The organism is Planomonospora corallina (genome assembly GCF_042650625.1).
Taxonomy (GTDB): Bacteria; Actinomycetota; Actinomycetes; order Streptosporangiales; family Streptosporangiaceae; genus Planomonospora_B; species Planomonospora_B corallina.
The window spans coordinates 70,547-85,888 of sequence record NZ_JBHSBM010000075.1 but is presented as its reverse complement, the minus strand read 5'-3'; the positions used below and the strand labels follow the sequence as shown (position 1 = coordinate 85,888).

Below are 15,342 nucleotides of genomic sequence, written 5' to 3'. Positions count from 1 at the left end.
AGCGAGGAGACACCGGATGGGCGTAGCACGCAGGCACCGCACACCGCCAGCGACGGCACGCGCCCGGACCCTGCTCCCCCTCCTGCTGCTCCTGACCGCCGTGGCGGTGCTCCTGCCCGGGACCGGTACGGCGCGCGCCGCCGTGGCAACGGCTCCGGCGGGGCTTCCGGAGCGGGTCGTGGTCGTCGGGGCGCCTGGACTGCTCTGGAGCGACCTGGACCCGGAGCGCACGCCGAACCTGTGGAGGCTGACCGGCTCCGGCGGGGCCGCCTCGCTCTCCACCCGGGCGAACCCCCCCAGGGGCCGGGGCTTCATCTGCCCGGTGGAGGGCTGGCTGACGTTCTCGGCGGGGCAGCGGGCGGGCACGTCCTCCATGGCGTGCGCCCCGCCGGCGGCCCCGGCGGTCTCCGGCGAGGGCGCGAGCGTGCCCGGCTGGGCGGAGCTGGTCTCCTTCAACGACGGCACCTCCTACAAGCCTCTGCTCGGGCAGCTCGGGCAGCTCGTGACCGGCTCCGGCGGGAAGGTCGCGGCGGCCGGGCCGGGAGCCGCCCTGGGCGCCGCCGACAGATCAGGGAAAGTCGCGAAATATGCGGATTCGGTGGAGCAGCTCGGCGACCTGACCCCGTACCGGCTGGTCGTCGTCGAGGCCGGAGACCTCACCCGGGCCTGGCTCGGGTCCGGTTCCGGCGACGCACCCGCGGCCCCGGACGGCCAGAGCGAAGGGCCGGGCGAAGGAGCGGGCGAAGGGCCGGGCGAAGGACCGGGCGAAGGGCCGGGCGAAGGACCGGGCGAGGAGGCGCGGCGCGCGGCCGTGGCCGGGATCGACCGCCGGGTGGGCGCGGTCCTCGACCGGCTCCCGCCGGGCACCACGCTCCTGCTCGCCGGCCTGTCCGACACCACCGACGTGGCGCACCTGCACACGGCGCTCGCCTCGGGCCCGTCCCCGGACGGCACGCCGTACCCGCGCGGCCTCCTGACGGCCGCCTCCACCCGACAGGACGGCCTGGTCACCACCACCGACCTGACCGCCACCGTGATCACCCTGCTGGGCCTGGAGGCCCCGAAGGGCGTCGTCGGGCGGGCCTGGACCGCGGGCGCCCCCGCCGACGGGCCCGTCGCCGAGACCGTGGCCGGCCTGGCCCGGGAGAACACCGCCAGCCGGGTGGTGAACCGGGTGCGCGGGCCGTTCTTCGGCGGGTTCGTGGCCGTGCAGATCCTCTTCTACCTGCTGGCCGCCGCCGCGTTCCGGCGAGGGTGGGGCGGGACGCGGACGCTGGCCGCGGTCCGGGCCGTCGCCGTGGTCGGCGGGTCGATCGCGGTCGCCACCTTCCTCGCCCAGCTCGTGCCGTGGTGGGCGTTCCCCGTCCCGATGGCGGGGGCCGTCCTGAGCATCCTCGGCATCGCCTGCGCGGTCGCCGCCGTCGCGTTGGCCGGGCCCTGGCGGGACCACATGCTCGGCCCGCCGGCCGCGGTCGCCGCGGTCACCTCGCTGACCCTGCTGGCCGACGTGATGACCGGCTCGACGCTCCAGGTCAACGCCGTCACCGGGTACGAGCCGGTGGCCGGCGGGCGCTTCTACGGGTTCGGCAACATCGCCTTCGCCGTCTACTCCGCCGGGACGATCCTCGCCCTGGCCGGGATCGCCCAGTGGCTGACGGCACGCGGGCGGCCCCGGCTCGCGTGGGCCGTCTGCGCCCTCTACGGCGGGCTGGCGGTCTTCGCGGACGGCTGGCCGGGCTGGGGGGCGGACTTCGGCGGGGTCCCGGCGTTCCTGACCGGACTGGCCGTCTTCCTGATCCTGCTGACCGGCCGCCGGGTCTCGGTGGCCAAGCTCGCCCTGGTCGGCCTGGCCGGGGTCCTGCTGATCGGCGCGATCGCGACCGCCGACTGGCTCCGCCCCGCCGAGCGCCGCACCCACCTGGGCGCCTTCGTCCAGCAGGTGCTCGACGGCGAGGCCCTGACCGTGGTGGCCCGCAAGTTCACCGCGATGGTCGGGATCACGGTCGGGAACTGGCCGCTGACCCTGCTCACGCTGGTCGCGCTGGCGTTCCTGTTCCTGGTGCTGGCCCGCCCCTCCCGCTGGGGCGCTCCGGCGCTGGGCCGGGCCTACGCCGCCGCCCCGGCGCTGCGGGCCGGACTGATCGGCGCGCTGACGTGCGCGCTCGTCGGATTCCTGATGAACGACTCGGGCATCGCGATCCCGGCCATGGCCCTCACGGTCGCGGTGCCGCTGACGCTGGCCGCCTGCGTGCACGCGCTCCGGCCCGCGCCGCCCACCATGCCAGAGCGGCCGTCAGCGCCAGCAGGGACCACGGCACCACCTGCTGCCTGACCGCGGTCTTCAGCCAGAGCAGGTCGTCGGGGCGCAGCGCCTCCCGGGCGGGGAGGTAGCCCAGCGACAGGATCGTCGTCCGGGCCACCACGAAGCCCTCCAGCGCGGGCCAGGAGGCCGTCATCGCCAGCAGGGCGAAGGCCAGGCCGTCGTACCAGGGCAGGGCGTACGGCGCGGCGAACAGCCAGGCGACGACGACCAGCGCGGCCACCGCCGGCGCGGGGACGTCCGCGCCGGGCGGTCCCCCCGGCAGGCCGCCCCCGGACAGGCTCCCGGACGGTCCCCCCGGCAGACCGCTCCCGGGCACCCCCGGTACGGCGGGCCCGCGCGGCGCGGCGCGCAGCAGCAGCCAGGCGAGGACCGCCAGCAGCAGCACGGACCCGGCCTGGATCCAGGCCGTGTAGGCGCCCGGCCCGAACAGCGTCTGGAGGCCGAGCTTCACCTGCTGCCACGGGGTGGCGAGGGAGACCTTCCGCCCGGCGGCGCCCACCTGGTCCAGCACGTGCGGCCCGGCCGCGGCGTAGACGGCCGCCACCGTGGCCGTCGCCGTGCCCGCGACCACGGCGAGCCTGCCGGGGTCGCGCCGCAGCGCCCAGGCGGGTCCCAGCGCGACCAGCCCGGCGTTGAGCTTGACCCCGATGCCGAGCCCCAGCAGCACCCCGGAGGCGGCGTGCCGGGCCGCCCGGCCGGTGGACAGGAGGGCGCACAGGGCGGCGGCCATGCAGGCCACGGCCATGGTGTCGACGTGCATCCCGGCGGACAGGTGGTAGATCATCAGCGGGTTGACCGCCCAGAGCAGCGCCGCCCGCCGCTGCAGACCGGGGTCGGCGGCGGTGAAGCGGTGCAGCAGCAGCGCGGTCCCGACGAACGCGGCGGCGTTGAACAGCGCCATCGCGAAGACGGTCAGCCGGACCGACTCTCCTCCCACCAGGCTGGACAGCGCCTGAACGGCGGTCGCCACCGGCCCGTAGACGCTGGTCACCCCGGTCCACTCCTCCACCGCCCCGGCGACCGGGTCGCCGGGGAAGGCGGCGGGCGCCACGGCGTACGGGTCGTGCCCCAGGGCGGCCAGCCGGCCGTAGGCGGCGTAGTTCAGGTGGTCGGCCGAGCCCGAGGGCGGCAGGAAGGCCAGCAGCCCGGCCACCGCGGACCCGGCCACCAGCAGCCGGCGGGGGTCCGGCCGCCACGCGGAGCGCAGCCCGGCCGCCAGGCCGAGCCCGCCCAGCACGATCGCCGCGCCGGCCAGGGCGATCACCAGGTGGCCGTCCGGCCCGGCCGCCAGCGAGTACGGCGGCTGCCAGGAGGGGCCCGGCAGGCGCGGCACCATGGCCGAGGGGCCCAGCAGGCCGATCAGGACCGTCAGCCCGACCGAGAGGGTGATCGCCACCGGGGCGAGCCCGGCCAGCGCGTCACGCGGACCGCGCCGCACGGGCCCGCCGGCCACCACCGTGTCCTGAGTCACCCGCAAATTCCAGCACATCCGGACCGGTGCCCGCCGCGCCGTCACCGGGCCGCCCCGGAGGGGTCCGGACTCCCGAACCCGGCGCCCGGGACCGCGGACACCCGTCCGGCCCGGCGGGCGGCTCGGGCCCTCCGGCCCGGCGTCTCAGGCGCCGTCGCCCGTCCACCTCCGGCGGGCGGCTCAGACCCGCAGGGCCCTGCGGGCCAGCAGGGCGCGGGCGACGTCGCGGAACTGCCTGGTCCGGTGGAGCTGGGCCCGCCAGTCGGTGCCGGTGGCGCGGTGCGCCATCTCCACCTCGACCTCGCGGACCCGGAACCCCTTGCGGAGCAGGTCGATCGTCAGGCCCGTCTCCACCCCGAAGCCGTGCGCCAGGGGCCGGGCCGCCTCGAAGGCGGCCCGGGTCAGGCAGCGCTGTCCGTTGAGCGGCTGGGCGGGCGTCCAGCCGGTGGCCCGCTGGATGCCGTCGCGTGCCAGCCGTACCACGAAGCCGTGGCCGCCCAGTTTGACCCGGGTGGCGAAGACCGCGATGGTCATGTCCGCCTCGCCCGTCCTGACCGGCTCGATCAGGGGGGCGGCGGTGTGCGCGGTCTCGCCCAGGTCGGCGTCGAGGAAGAGCAGGTGCCGGGGCTCGGCGCCCTCAACGTCGAGCAGGCGCACGACCTCGGCCCCGCTCTCCATCGCGGCGGCCTTGCCCCGGTTGCGGCCGTGCCGCACGACGCGGGCCCCCGCGGCCCTGGCCACCAGGCCCGTCCGGTCGGCCGAGCCGTCGTCCACGACGACGACCAGGTCCACGTACGGCAACGCCCTGGCCGCGGCCACGGTCGCGCCGATCCGGTCGGCCTCGTCCTTGGCCGGGATGATCACCGCTGTGCCGGTCATGCAGCCTTCTTCCGCAGATCGCCTCGTCCGCCGGTCGGCGCGGACGCGCCCGGTGCCCGTCCCGCGCCCCGGCGGGGCGGCTCACGCCTGCGGCTCGGCCGCCAGCAGTTCCTCGGGCACCGCCTCGTGGATGGTGAACACCGAGTCGAGACCGGTGACCTGAAGAATCTTACGTACGGCGGGCCGGGGCCCGGCCATCTCCAGGACTCCGCCGCGCTCGCGCAGCCGCTTGTGGGCGGAGAGCAGGACGTTCATGCCGGTGGAGTCGCAGAACTCCACCCCCGACATGTCGATGACCATGAGGGTCGTGGTGCTCTCGTCGAGGATCCGGGTGAACTCGGACTGCAGACGAGGCGCGGTATATAGGTCGATTTCTCCCACAATGGTCACAATTGTGTGATCACCGTGAGATCGAGATGAGACTTTTAGCTCCACAGCGGGCACACTAGCGGCGCGACGGCCCCGGGTCACGTTCTCTCGCTCCAGGGGGTGTCCTGTGCGAGGTTTTGCCTGTCGGGGCTATGACTTCCCGGCTCTTTGTCCTCCGTTCTCCCCTCACGCGGACCCTCGGTGCGGGAAGCTTGACCCTGTGCAACACCGGCTCAGCCGGAGAGGGGGGAGGCCCGGAACCTCCCGACCGTCGATGCACCGTGTACGACGACGGACGCCGAGTAGAAACGGGCCAGCGGTTTCGATGAACAACGATCTTCCTGAGGATCCCCAGCGAGAGCGACTCCGGGCGCGCCTGGAGTCCACCCTCACCCGCGCCACCAGGTCCACCTCGTGGCACGACGCGACGCACTCCCTGCGCGGCCTGGTGAACCGCGAGGGGTACGTGCCGATCCGGACCCGCCTGACGAGCGCGGACCTCGACTTCCTGGAGGGGGCGCGCCAGGAGCTGCTCGACTTCGCCTCGCTCGGCATCCGGCTCCTCGACCTCCACCAGCCCCGGGACGCGGGCGGCATCACCAGCGACGCGGCGCACCCGATCCTGCGCTGCCGGAGCTGCATGTGGCGCTGGCCCTGCCCGACCTTCCGCGCCATGGTGGAGACCTTCGGCACCCTGCAGGATCCCCCCTCCGACGGGCCCGCCGCGCCGGCGGGCGCCTCCCCGGGCGAGATCCAGGTGACCCTCATGGTCCCCGCCCAGCCGGAGGGCGAGGCGCCCACCCTGACGGTCTCCCGCAGGGTCGTCGGGGACATGCCGGTCTGACCGCCGGCCGGAGACATGCCGGTCCGGCCCCGGCGACGTGCCGGTCCGGCCGGAGGACGCGCCCGCCGGGAGTCCGGCGGGCGCCCCTCACGACGCAGGCGCCGCGGGCTCGTAGCGGTAGCCGACGCCCCAGACGGTGACGATGCGCCGGGGAGCGGCCGGGCCGGATTCGATCTTCTCCCGGAGGCGGCGGACGTGGACGGTCACCGTGGAGGAGTCGCCGAAGGACCAGCCCCACACCTGGTCGAGCAGGGTGGCGCGGCTGAAGACCTGACGGGGGTTGCGCATCAGGTGGGCCAGCAGGTCGAACTCACGGGCGGTCAGCGTGACCGGCGCACCGGCGAGCCGTACCTCGTGCGCGCCCATGTCGACCAGCAGCTCACCGTCCCGCAGCACGCCCGTGCCGCCGGGCGGGGCGGCCCCGCGCGAGCGCCGCAGCACCGACTGGACGCGCAGCGCCAGTTCGCGGGGGCTGAACGGCTTGGTGACGTAGTCGTCGGCGCCGGTCTCCAGACCGGCGACCCGGTCGATCTCCCCGTCCGGCGCGGTCAGCATGATCACTGGGACCGGCCGGTGCTCCCTGAGCTTCCGGCAGATCGTCAGGCCGTCCGCCCCGGGCGGCGTCAGGTCGAGCACGAGCAGGTCGGGCGGGTCCGCCAGCGCGTGCCGGAGGGCCGCGGCGCCGTCCCCCACGCACTCGACGCGGTGCCCGTCGCGTTCGAGGTAGCGGGCCACGACCTCGGCCACCCCGGGGTCGCCCTCCACCACCAGAATCCGCGCGCTCATGCCTAAACGGTAGGCCCGGACGGCGCGCTCCCGTGAGGTCCGTCACCGCTTCCTCGGAATCCGGCCGGACCGCTCCGGAGGATCCGGCCGGGGAGCGCATCGTTATACGCCGGAGCCCGCACCGGGCCGCCGCCCGGCGTACGGTGGGGCCATGGGTCGTATCGTGATGGCAGTCCTGGGCGTCCTCCTCGCGCTCTACGTGGTGTTCGGGCTCGTGCTGCCCGCCCTGTTCGGGCTGTTCAAGCTCCTGCTGGTGCTGGCCCTGGTGGCCTTCGTCGTCGTCGCCCTGGTCACGGTCGCGGGCAAGTTCTCCAAGTGACCGGTCACGGCGGCGGCCGGGCCCTCCACGTGACCCGCGGATGAACCCCCTCCTCGTCCTCCAGACGCTCTCCGTCTGGATGCTGTCCGACGGCGGCGCCCTGACGGCGACCGCCGTGGCCGGGCTGGGCGTTCTCCTCCTCGCCTGGGCGCTGCGCGCGCTGCCCTCCTCCGCCGCGGCCCGCACGGCCCCGCGCCCGCAGGGGGGCGGCCGTGCCACCCGGCCGGCCCTCGTACGGCAGTGCGACCCCGGCGCGCCCGGGCGGTCCCTGCCGCGTGCGCCATCGGCGGGCCCGGCGCCCGCGTGATCCCCTCACGGGTCCGGCGAGTCCCCGTGACCGCCGGGGTCCTCAGGGTCCCGGCGAGTCCCCGTGACCGCCGGGCTCTTCCGGTCCGTCCCGGCGAGTGTCTCCGTGACGCTGGAGCCTCCCGGCTCCCTCGTGACTTTCCGTGACCCGCTGAGGGCCTCTCCGTCCCACGCTCCGGGACGGCGTGCCGCGGGCGTCTTCTGCGCCGGTTCCGTTCCGCTCAGAAGGGCTCTCCGCAGATGTTCGATCCCATCCTGGCGTTCACCGCCGACCTCATCACCGCGCTCACCGGGCCGCTGGGCTCCGCCGCGGCGGCGATCGCGCTGTTCACCGTCGCCGTCCGGCTCCTGCTGCTGCCGCTCAGCGTCATGCAGGCCAGAGGCGAGCGCACCCGCCGGCGGCTCGCACCGCGGGTCGTCAGTCTGCGGGAGCGGTACGGCCGCGACCCCGAGCGGCTCAGGCGGGAGCTGACCGCCCTCTACGCCGCGGAGAACGCCTCTCCCGTCGCCGGCTGCCTCCCGGGCCTCGCCCAGGCGCCGTTCTTCATGGTCATGTACCAGGTCTTCGTCTCCTCGGCCATCGCGGGGAAGGCGAACGCGCTGCTCACCCACGGGCTGTTCGGCGTGCCGCTGGGGCAGCAGTTCGCGGGCACGGTCGCCGGGGCCGGGCTGATCAGCGCTCCGGCACTGGTCTTCGCCGGGCTCTTCCTGCTCCTGCTGGCCGTGGCGGCGGTCACCTCACGCCGGATCCGGCGGACGATGGGGGAGGAGGTCCAGCCGGAGGCCCTGCGCAGGATCATGCCGCTGCTGCCGTTCGGGACGGTCCTGGTGGCGGCGGTGCTGCCGCTCGCGGCGGGTGTCTATCTCCTGGTCACGACCGCCTGGACCGCCGCGGAGAGGGCGGTGCTGTACCGTCCCGCCCTCTCGGCCGCCTGATCCCCGTCCGGCCGCCCGCTCCGGCGGGCGCCGGTGCGCTCCCGTTCCTGAGCCCGCCCTGCGGTCAGATGCACTCCCGCAGGGCGGGCTCAGGGAGGGAGGTGCGGTCGTCGCCCAGCGGGGCGAGGATCGTGACCAGTGCCCAGACCGTGGTGATGTCCCCGTCGTGCCTGACCCCCCAGTTCTCCGCCAGATACTCGACGATGCCGAGCCCCCGGCCCCCCAGCGAGGAGAGCGCGGCCCTCCCCGCGCGGGGCTCGGTGGCCGACCCTCCGTCACTCACCGCTACCTCGACGTGTCCGTCAGTGCACTGCCACGCCACTTTGATCTGCCCGGACGGCAGGGGGTGCGCATGCCGGAGCGCGTTACTCAGCAGCTCGCTCACCACCAGCACGGCGTCATCGATCGCGGTCTCGCAGACGCCCCATTCCTGCAGGTCAGAGCTGAGGTACTGACGTGCGACGGCCACACTGGACGGTGCATACGGCAACATGACGACGCTCGACGGACTCACCTCCCCCTATCCCTGTTCCCCCTGAGGAGCACACCCCAGTACGACCGAAATGCCCCGTTAGATAGCCATAGAAACCGCGTGCCGGTTACAGCTTGTGCACGCTCGACAATAGATCGGCGCTTCCATTGCCGCCGTCTTACCGCTCCGGCGTGTCACGCACGGTAATGGGGGCCGGGCGTGTCGCACCTTACCGGGGCGTACCTGCCCAGGTGAGGCGTCCGATACGCTGCCGTCACCACACGCCTGGAGGAGGGAAGGGCGGGCCATGTCATCCGGGTCATCCGAGGATCTCGACGCGCTGCTCCGGGTGACCTCGCCCACCTACGTCGGCGACCGCCATCCCGACATCGCGTTCGGCACCCATGACGGGCCGGTGGGGCGGTTGATCCTCGCGGTGACCGGCCGGGGTGTGGTGGCCTGCAGCTACGAGGACGAGAACGTCGTCTTCGAGCGCGTCTCCCGGGGCGTCGGCGCGTTCATCGGGCCCGATCCCCGGCGGCTCGACCCCGTCCGCCGGGAGCTGGACGCCTACTTCTCCGGGCGGCTGCGCACGTTCACCACCACGGTCGACCTCCAGCTCGCCACGCCGTTCGCCAGGACCGTGCTGCAGATGATGCTCGCCGTGCCGTACGGGACGACGACCACCTACCGGGAGATCGCCGAGCGGATCGGCCGGCCGCGGGCGCTGCGCGCGGTCGGCAACGCGCTCGGCTCCAACCCGGTGTGCGTGATCGTCCCCTGCCACCGGGTGGTCGAGAACGAGACCGTGCTCGGCGGGTACGCGGGCGGCCCGGTCGCCAAGGAGCGGCTGCTGCGCATCGAGGGCCGCAACCGCCCGCGGGGGGTCTGAGGCTCCGCCGGGACACCCGGGGAAGGCCCCGGGGCGTCCCGGCGGCGTGTCCCGGCGGCGCTCGGGAAGAAGGTCCCGGGTGTCCGCCGGAGCCCGGGAAAAGGGAACGGCGAACGCCCCGGCGGGCGGATCGCCGCTCAGCCGCTCAGTCGTTCAGTCGTTCAGTCGTTCAGTCGTTCAACCGCTCAGCCGCTCAGCGGCGGCGCAGGGCCCCCGTGCCCAGGGTGACCAGGGCGGAGACGCAGAACGCCGCGACGGCCGCGCTCATCCACGGCTGCGGGACGAGCCCGACCAGATCCCGCGCGCCCGTCCAGAACGCCGTCCACCACGCCAGCTCCGGCGCCGCCGGCAGCGCGGCCAGCATCCACCAGGCGGCGAAGCCGAGCACCCAGGGGACGACCATGAGCCAGCGCGAGGGCGCGTCCTCGGAGGTGTTCCAGCGCTCCCTGCCGCCGAGCAGGAAGTAGTCCACCGCGAGGACGGCGAACATCGGGACGAAGACGGCGCCGATCAGCCCCAGGAACGCGGTGTAGGTGTCGGCCTTGACGTAGATCGCGAGCAGGGTGACCACCACGCCGGTGACGACCGAGATGATCCTCCGGTCCAGCCGGGGCAGCAGGTTCTGCAGCGACACGGCGGTGGAGTAGACGTTCACGAACGACTGGTCGGTCTCGCGCAGCACGAGGATGCCGAAGAACAGCCAGCCGAGCGAGGCCGCCACGAACGGGTCCCACACCCGGTCCGGGTCGTTGCCGACCAGCGCGAGCGCCGCGATGCCGAGGACCAGGCAGGCCACCTGGGCGATGGTGTAGCCGCCGACCACGCCGGTGAAGGCGGCCCGGCCGGAGCGGGAGAAGCGCGCGAAGTCCGCCGCGACCGGCACCCACGAGACCGAGAGCGCGATCACGTAGTCGACGGACGGGGCGAACGCCTCCCAGGTCCCCGTGCCGATCGCCGGGTCCTGGCTGAAGAGCGCGTAGGTGAACCAGACCATCGAGACGACCACGCCGGCGGTGACGAAGCGGCGGAGCAGGCGGACCGCGCCCAGCGGCCTGATGGTCAGCGCGGTGGTGATCACCCCGCCGAGGACCACCCAGACGGCGTAGGGCACCTCGGCCCCGAAGGAGCCGGCGATGGCCTGGGCGCCCTGGGCGATGACCCAGAGCTCGAAGGCCCCCCAGCCGATCATCTGGATGACGTTGAGCACGGTCGGCACGTACGACAGCCGGGCGCCGAACAGGCCGCGCAGCAGGACCATCGCGGGCGCGCCCGTCTGCTGGCCCGGGAGGGCGGCCAGCGCCACCATCGCGGTGCCGACGAGACTGCCGACGACCGCGGCCGTCACGGCCGCCAGGAAGCTCAGCGGCCGGTCCCCCAGCGGGTCGATCAGCGCGATCGCGCCGGAGAAGCCGAGCAGGCTGACGCCCAGGTTGGCCCAGAGGGCGCCCTGGTCGAGCACGCCGAGCGCCTTCGGCGGGGCCTCGTCGAGGGTGAGGGGGGCCTCGGCACGCCTGTCGGCATGCGCGGAATCGGTGACGTCGGACGCCATCAGCGCGCTCCCTACGCCGGCATTACCCGGACAGGTTCATGCGGTCGGCGGCGCGAGGGAGGACCGTCCCGGTCCTCCGTGTGGTTCCGCCCTCTCAGCCCGGTTCCGCCCGAGCTCCCGCGGTAGACACTTTCGCCCCGAATTATGCCATCGACCTCATCCCCGCGAGGACCGTGTGAGCCCTCACCCCCGTATCCCCGCGAGGACCTGTGAGCTCTCACCCCGTGCTCCGCCTCCGCGGCGCCCGCACACCGGCGGGCGCTCCGGGCTCCGGGGGCGTCCGCGTCCCCCGCCCGAACGACCCTCAGGCCACGAACGGGTCCTGGCCGGTCTCGCTCACCATCGGACGGCCCGCCCCGGCCCAGGACCGCATGCCGCCCTCGACGTTGAGCGCCTCGCGGCCCACGTGGTTGAGCCAGGCCGCGGCGTGCGCGGAGCGCCCGCCCACCCGGCAGACCACGTAGACGGGCACGTCCGCGGGGACCTCCTCCACGCGCGCCTGCAGCTCGCCGAGCGGGATGTGCACGGCCGCCGGCGCGTGCCCGGCCCGCCACTCGTCGTGCTCGCGCACGTCCAGCAGGAACGCCTCGTCCGGTACGGCCCGCGCCTCGACCTCAGGAACATTCATGCCCCTCATGATGCCCGGTCGGCGGAGCGCCGGAGCCGCCGACCTGGGAAGCCGCCCGGACGGGGTGAACCGGCCCCGGCCGAGCCGCGCGCCGGCGGGGAAGGCGGGCAGCCGCCCGGGCCGGGACGGCTCCGCCGGCAGGCGCTCAGGACGCGGCCCCGGAGAACGGAAGGGACCTCAGGGCACGTCCCAGAAGGCGAGCTCGTGCTCCATCCCCCGGGTGAACAGCTCCTTGGCCCGCTCCGGGTCCGGAGCCGCCTCGTCGATCATCACGGCGATGCGCCGGGTCAGCGCCGCGAAGTCCGGGTGGGCGTAGGTGTCCACCCAAGCGCGGTAGCGCGGCTCGGCCGGGGGATTCTCGGCCAGGATCCGGCCCAGCGTGGAGTAGCCCCACATGCAGGGGTAGAGCGCGGCCAGTCCTTCGGCGTAGTCGGCGGCCGCCTCCAGCAGGAACGCGGTGTAGGCGGTGCACGCCGGCCCCTTCACGGCCCCTTCCAGGTCGGCGCCGAACTCGGCCGACAGGGAGCGGTGCAGACTCAGCTCCTCGTGGAAGGTGGAGTGAGCCAGGTCCACCAGGTCGCCGAGGTGCCCGTCGGGCGCCTGCCAGGCCAGCCGGGAGAACACCCGCACGTAGTCCAGCAGGTAGAGATAGTCCTGCTCCAGCCACGACCGGAACACCGGCTCGGGAAGGTCTCCCCGCGCGATCCCCCGCACCGTGGGGTGGGCGAGCTGCGCGTCGAGCAGGGGTCGGCCGATCGCGTGGAGTTCCTCAGAGATGCTCATAAGCGGAGGATTCTGGCAGAACTTGATCCGTCCGGCGGTCCGTGGCACCGCCCCGGACGGGGCCGCTCAGGCCAGGGCGGCCGCGCCGAAGGAGACGCTGAAGCGCCTGCACCAGATGGTGACGGTCCTCAGGTCGTCCAGGTCCGCCCCGGCCGGGATGGCGTAGTTGGCGTCGCCCTTGTTGCCCTTGAGCTCGCCCAGCTCCAGGTGCTCGCCGTCGTCCAGGTTGAACCACCCCTCCTGCCCTTCCTTGACCGGCTGGTCGCTCAGCCAGACCCGCAGGTCCGGCCCGTCGGAGGTGTCCAGGTCCTCGATCCTGAGCACCCGGCTGCCGTCGGCCAGCTCCAGGACCTTCGCCGTTCCCGCCGTGTCGTGTTCGTGGGAGACGAACGTGCCGGTCGCCAGGGTCTTCGGCGCCCCGGCGGCCTCACCCGCGGGCCCTGCGGCGGACCCGCCCGGCCGGTCCGGCGCCGGGGTCCCGGGAGCGCCCGCCGCGACCGGCGGCGCCTCGTTCACCTCGACGGTGGTGAACAGCCGCCACGGCTGGAACAGGTACAGGGCGACGGCGAGCCCGGCCGCCCCGGCCCCCAGGACCACCCAGGCGACGGGGTGGCGCAGCAGCTTCCTCATCCTCGCGTTGCCCACGGTGTCCTCCGCGTCCTGACGTACGGCCTGCCGGGTTCCGGCGGACGGCCCGCCGGGGATCCTGATCCGACCGTACGCCGCGCCCCGGCTCCGAGGGGGTCATGTAACGCTTACGGTCTCACGCCCGGACATGTCCCGGCATAGGGTCGGGACCATGACCACCATCGCCGAAGAAGTCCTCCTCCTCGCCCACGAGGAGAGCACGGGCAAGCCCCTGGTCAACTCGACGCAGCTGGATCCCGCGCTCGGCGGCGCCCTCCTGGCGGAGCTGGCGATCACCGGCCGCATCGACCTCGCCGGCAAGAAGGTCGTGGTCAGGGACACGACGCCGCTCGGGGACGAGGAACTGGACGCGACGCTCGCCCGGATCGCCGGAGACTCCAAGGAGCGCAAGCCCGAGTGGTGGGTCTACCGGCTCTCCTCCGCCAAGCTCCGCCGGCGCCTGCTGACCGGGCTGGCCGAGCGCGGCGTGCTGGACGCGGAGCACCGCAAGGTCCTGGGGGTCTTCCCCGTCACCCGCTATCCCGAGCGTGACCCGCGCGTCGAGCGGGAGATCCGGGAACGGGTCCAGAGCGTGCTGGCCGGGTCCGACCCCGACGAGCGGATCGCCGTGCTGCTCGCCGTACTGCACGCGGCGAAGATCGACCGCAAGGCGTTCCCGGGGGTGCGGAAGGAGCGCGTCAAGGAGATCGTCGAGGGCGCGTGGGTCGGCGACGCCGTGGCCAAGACCATCGCCTCGATCAACGCGGCCATCCTCGCCGGGGGCGCCGCGGCCGCCGGAGCGGCCGGAGCCTGACGCCCGGCAGAGCCTGACGCCCGCCGGAGCCTGACGCCCGGCGGGCCCGGCGCCGGAGGGCGTACCCGCTACCTACTTCAGGACGTCCTTCGGGACCGGCTTGTCCTCGGCGAGGGCGTCGAACAGGCGCAGGGCCTTCTCCCGGTCCCACTTGACGACGGACTGGCCGTTGACGGTGGGGAAGGAGCCGACCGGCACGACCGTGGTGATCGGGTCGTCGCCCATCGCCAGGGCGAGGGAGAGCAGGTCGGTGGCGCCGCTCTCCTCCCCGACGGCGACCGAGTCGGTGGCCGCGAAGGCCAGCGGAACGGACGTGAAGGGGTTGAGCAGCACGCCGGGGCTGGCGACCTTCTTCACCACGGCGGCGAAGAACTGGCGCTGGCGCTGGGTCCGGTCGAGATCGGGGATGGCGCCGGTGGCGCGGGTGCGGACGTAGCCGAGGGCGGTGGCGCCGTCGAGCGTCTGCACGCCCTTCTTCAGGTCGATCCCGGCCTTGGGGTCCTTGATGTCCTGCTTGACGTTGATCTCGACGCCGCCGACGGCGTCCACGATGCCGACGAAGCCGGCGAAGCCGATCTCCATGTAGTTGTCGATCCGGATCCCGGTGACCTGCTCCACCGTCTTCGCCAGCAGCTTGGGGCCGCCGTCGGAGTAGGCGTAGGCGGCGTTGAGCTTGTCGCTGCCGTGGCCGTCGATCGGCACGTAGGAGTCGCGCGGCAGGCTGACCAGGGTCGGCCGGCCGTCGCCCTCGGGGATGTGCAGCAGCATCATCGTGTCGGTGCGGCGGCCCACGGAGCTGCCGGTGGCGAGCTTCCTGCGCTCGGCCTTGGACAGGCCCTCGCGGCTGTCGGAGCCGACCAGCAGCCAGTTCGTGCCGGGCGTGTCGGCGGGCCGCCCCTCGTAGTCGCCGAGCGCGTCGATCCGCTTCAGCCGCCCGTCGAGCGTGAAGTATCCGCCGACGGCGAGCACCAGCAGCGCGGCGACCAGTCCCGCCAGGATCCGCACGGCCAGCCGGCCCGGCCGCTTCGGCCGCCAGGCCGTGCCCGCCGCGCGCGGGCCCCCCTTCCCGCCGGACGGGCCGCCCGGGGAACCGCCCCAGGGACCGCCCGGAGGACCGGCGGGGGCGCCGGACGCGGGGGCGCCGGACGCGCCCGGGAGGGGCTTGACGGGGCCGCCGCCCGAGCGCGCCCTGCCGTACACCCGGGACACGGCCCGGGGCGTGGTCTCCTCCCGCGCCACGGGGGTGGGAGCGGGTGACCTCATCGCACGAGTGCGCTCGTCGTCCTTCTGCCAGTCACCCACGTCGCATCTCCGCCACTGCTCGAAGCCACTTCCCACTCGCGT

General features: G+C 74.2%; 17 protein-coding genes. 7 read left to right on the top strand and 10 right to left on the bottom strand.

Going from position 1 to position 15,342, the window contains the following annotated elements; genetic code table 11:
- The first annotated feature begins 16 nt into the window (after positions 1 to 16).
- Positions 17 to 2,332, top strand: a complete 2,316-nt coding sequence (locus tag ACFOWE_RS32320; RefSeq protein WP_377294599.1) for a hypothetical protein — start codon at positions 17 to 19, stop codon at positions 2,330 to 2,332.
- Here ACFOWE_RS32320 and ACFOWE_RS32315 read toward each other — a convergent pair.
- The 3 genes from ACFOWE_RS32315 to ACFOWE_RS32305 all read right to left on the bottom strand — a co-directional run bounded on the left by ACFOWE_RS32315 (position 2,214) and on the right by ACFOWE_RS32305 (position 5,108).
- Entirely contained in the window at positions 2,214 to 3,794 is a 1,581-nt protein-coding gene (locus ACFOWE_RS32315) for a glycosyltransferase 87 family protein (protein ID WP_377294597.1), read from the bottom strand. The genes ACFOWE_RS32320 and ACFOWE_RS32315 overlap by 119 nt on opposite strands.
- Before the next feature lie 180 nt (positions 3,795 to 3,974).
- The gene (locus ACFOWE_RS32310; protein WP_377294595.1) at positions 3,975 to 4,673 is read right to left on the bottom strand and encodes a glycosyltransferase family 2 protein; all 699 of its coding nucleotides are present in this window, start codon (positions 4,671 to 4,673) and stop codon (positions 3,975 to 3,977) included.
- 81 nt (positions 4,674 to 4,754) lie between these two features.
- Complete coding sequence (locus tag ACFOWE_RS32305; protein ID WP_377294593.1) at positions 4,755 to 5,108, bottom strand: STAS domain-containing protein; 354 nt, start codon at positions 5,106 to 5,108, stop codon at positions 4,755 to 4,757.
- A 259-nt stretch (positions 5,109 to 5,367) separates the two neighbouring features.
- Here ACFOWE_RS32305 and ACFOWE_RS32300 point away from each other — a divergent pair, with 259 nt between their 5' ends.
- The gene (locus tag ACFOWE_RS32300) at positions 5,368 to 5,886 is read left to right on the top strand and encodes a hypothetical protein (RefSeq protein WP_377294591.1); all 519 of its coding nucleotides are present in this window, start codon (positions 5,368 to 5,370) and stop codon (positions 5,884 to 5,886) included.
- An 87-nt stretch (positions 5,887 to 5,973) separates the two neighbouring features.
- Here ACFOWE_RS32300 and ACFOWE_RS32295 read toward each other — a convergent pair whose 3' ends face one another.
- Positions 5,974 to 6,672, bottom strand: coding sequence for a response regulator transcription factor (locus ACFOWE_RS32295; protein ID WP_377294589.1), 699 nt, complete (start codon positions 6,670 to 6,672; stop codon positions 5,974 to 5,976).
- 151 nt (positions 6,673 to 6,823) lie between these two features.
- On the opposite strand from ACFOWE_RS32295, the gene ACFOWE_RS32290 reads away from it, so the two are divergent.
- From ACFOWE_RS32290 to ACFOWE_RS32280, 3 genes are all read left to right on the top strand, one after another.
- The gene (locus ACFOWE_RS32290; protein WP_377294587.1) at positions 6,824 to 6,991 is read left to right on the top strand and encodes a hypothetical protein; all 168 of its coding nucleotides are present in this window, start codon (positions 6,824 to 6,826) and stop codon (positions 6,989 to 6,991) included.
- 40 nt (positions 6,992 to 7,031) lie between these two features.
- Positions 7,032 to 7,298 carry a DUF6412 domain-containing protein gene (locus ACFOWE_RS32285; protein WP_377294586.1) on the top strand — a complete coding sequence of 89 codons (267 nt, stop codon included), beginning with the start codon at positions 7,032 to 7,034 and terminating at the stop codon, positions 7,296 to 7,298.
- A 239-nt stretch (positions 7,299 to 7,537) separates the two neighbouring features.
- Complete coding sequence (locus tag ACFOWE_RS32280; protein WP_377294584.1) at positions 7,538 to 8,233, top strand: YidC/Oxa1 family membrane protein insertase; 696 nt, start codon at positions 7,538 to 7,540, stop codon at positions 8,231 to 8,233.
- Positions 8,234 to 8,297: 64 nt separating this feature from the next.
- On the opposite strand, the gene ACFOWE_RS32275 is transcribed toward ACFOWE_RS32280, so the two are convergent.
- Entirely contained in the window at positions 8,298 to 8,726 is a 429-nt protein-coding gene (locus ACFOWE_RS32275; RefSeq protein WP_377294800.1) for an ATP-binding protein, read from the bottom strand.
- 286 nt (positions 8,727 to 9,012) lie between these two features.
- On the opposite strand from ACFOWE_RS32275, the gene ACFOWE_RS32270 reads away from it, so the two are divergent.
- A complete protein-coding gene (locus ACFOWE_RS32270) occupies positions 9,013 to 9,597 on the top strand; it encodes a methylated-DNA--[protein]-cysteine S-methyltransferase (RefSeq protein WP_377294582.1) in 585 nt (194 codons plus the stop codon).
- Between the two features lie 193 nt (positions 9,598 to 9,790).
- On the opposite strand, the gene ACFOWE_RS32265 is transcribed toward ACFOWE_RS32270, so the two are convergent.
- The 4 genes from ACFOWE_RS32265 to ACFOWE_RS32250 all read right to left on the bottom strand — a co-directional run bounded on the left by ACFOWE_RS32265 (position 9,791) and on the right by ACFOWE_RS32250 (position 13,202).
- Positions 9,791 to 11,146, bottom strand: coding sequence for a purine-cytosine permease family protein (locus ACFOWE_RS32265; RefSeq protein ID WP_377294580.1), 1,356 nt, complete (start codon positions 11,144 to 11,146; stop codon positions 9,791 to 9,793).
- Positions 11,147 to 11,450: 304 nt separating this feature from the next.
- Positions 11,451 to 11,783, bottom strand: a complete 333-nt coding sequence (locus ACFOWE_RS32260) for a rhodanese-like domain-containing protein (RefSeq protein ID WP_377294578.1) — start codon at positions 11,781 to 11,783, stop codon at positions 11,451 to 11,453.
- A gap of 168 nt (positions 11,784 to 11,951) precedes the next feature.
- A complete protein-coding gene (locus ACFOWE_RS32255) occupies positions 11,952 to 12,557 on the bottom strand; it encodes a TenA family protein (protein WP_377294576.1) in 606 nt (201 codons plus the stop codon).
- 66 nt (positions 12,558 to 12,623) lie between these two features.
- On the bottom strand, positions 12,624 to 13,202 hold the full coding sequence (locus tag ACFOWE_RS32250; RefSeq protein ID WP_377294574.1) for a DM13 domain-containing protein: 579 nt from the start codon (positions 13,200 to 13,202) through the stop codon (positions 12,624 to 12,626).
- A gap of 154 nt (positions 13,203 to 13,356) precedes the next feature.
- Here ACFOWE_RS32250 and ACFOWE_RS32245 point away from each other — a divergent pair, with 154 nt between their 5' ends.
- On the top strand, positions 13,357 to 13,998 hold the full coding sequence (locus ACFOWE_RS32245) for a GOLPH3/VPS74 family protein (protein ID WP_377294573.1): 642 nt from the start codon (positions 13,357 to 13,359) through the stop codon (positions 13,996 to 13,998).
- Between the two features lie 72 nt (positions 13,999 to 14,070).
- Here ACFOWE_RS32245 and ACFOWE_RS32240 read toward each other — a convergent pair whose 3' ends face one another.
- Complete coding sequence (locus tag ACFOWE_RS32240; protein WP_377294571.1) at positions 14,071 to 15,300, bottom strand: LCP family protein; 1,230 nt, start codon at positions 15,298 to 15,300, stop codon at positions 14,071 to 14,073.
- Between the last annotated feature and the right edge of the window lie 42 nt (positions 15,301 to 15,342).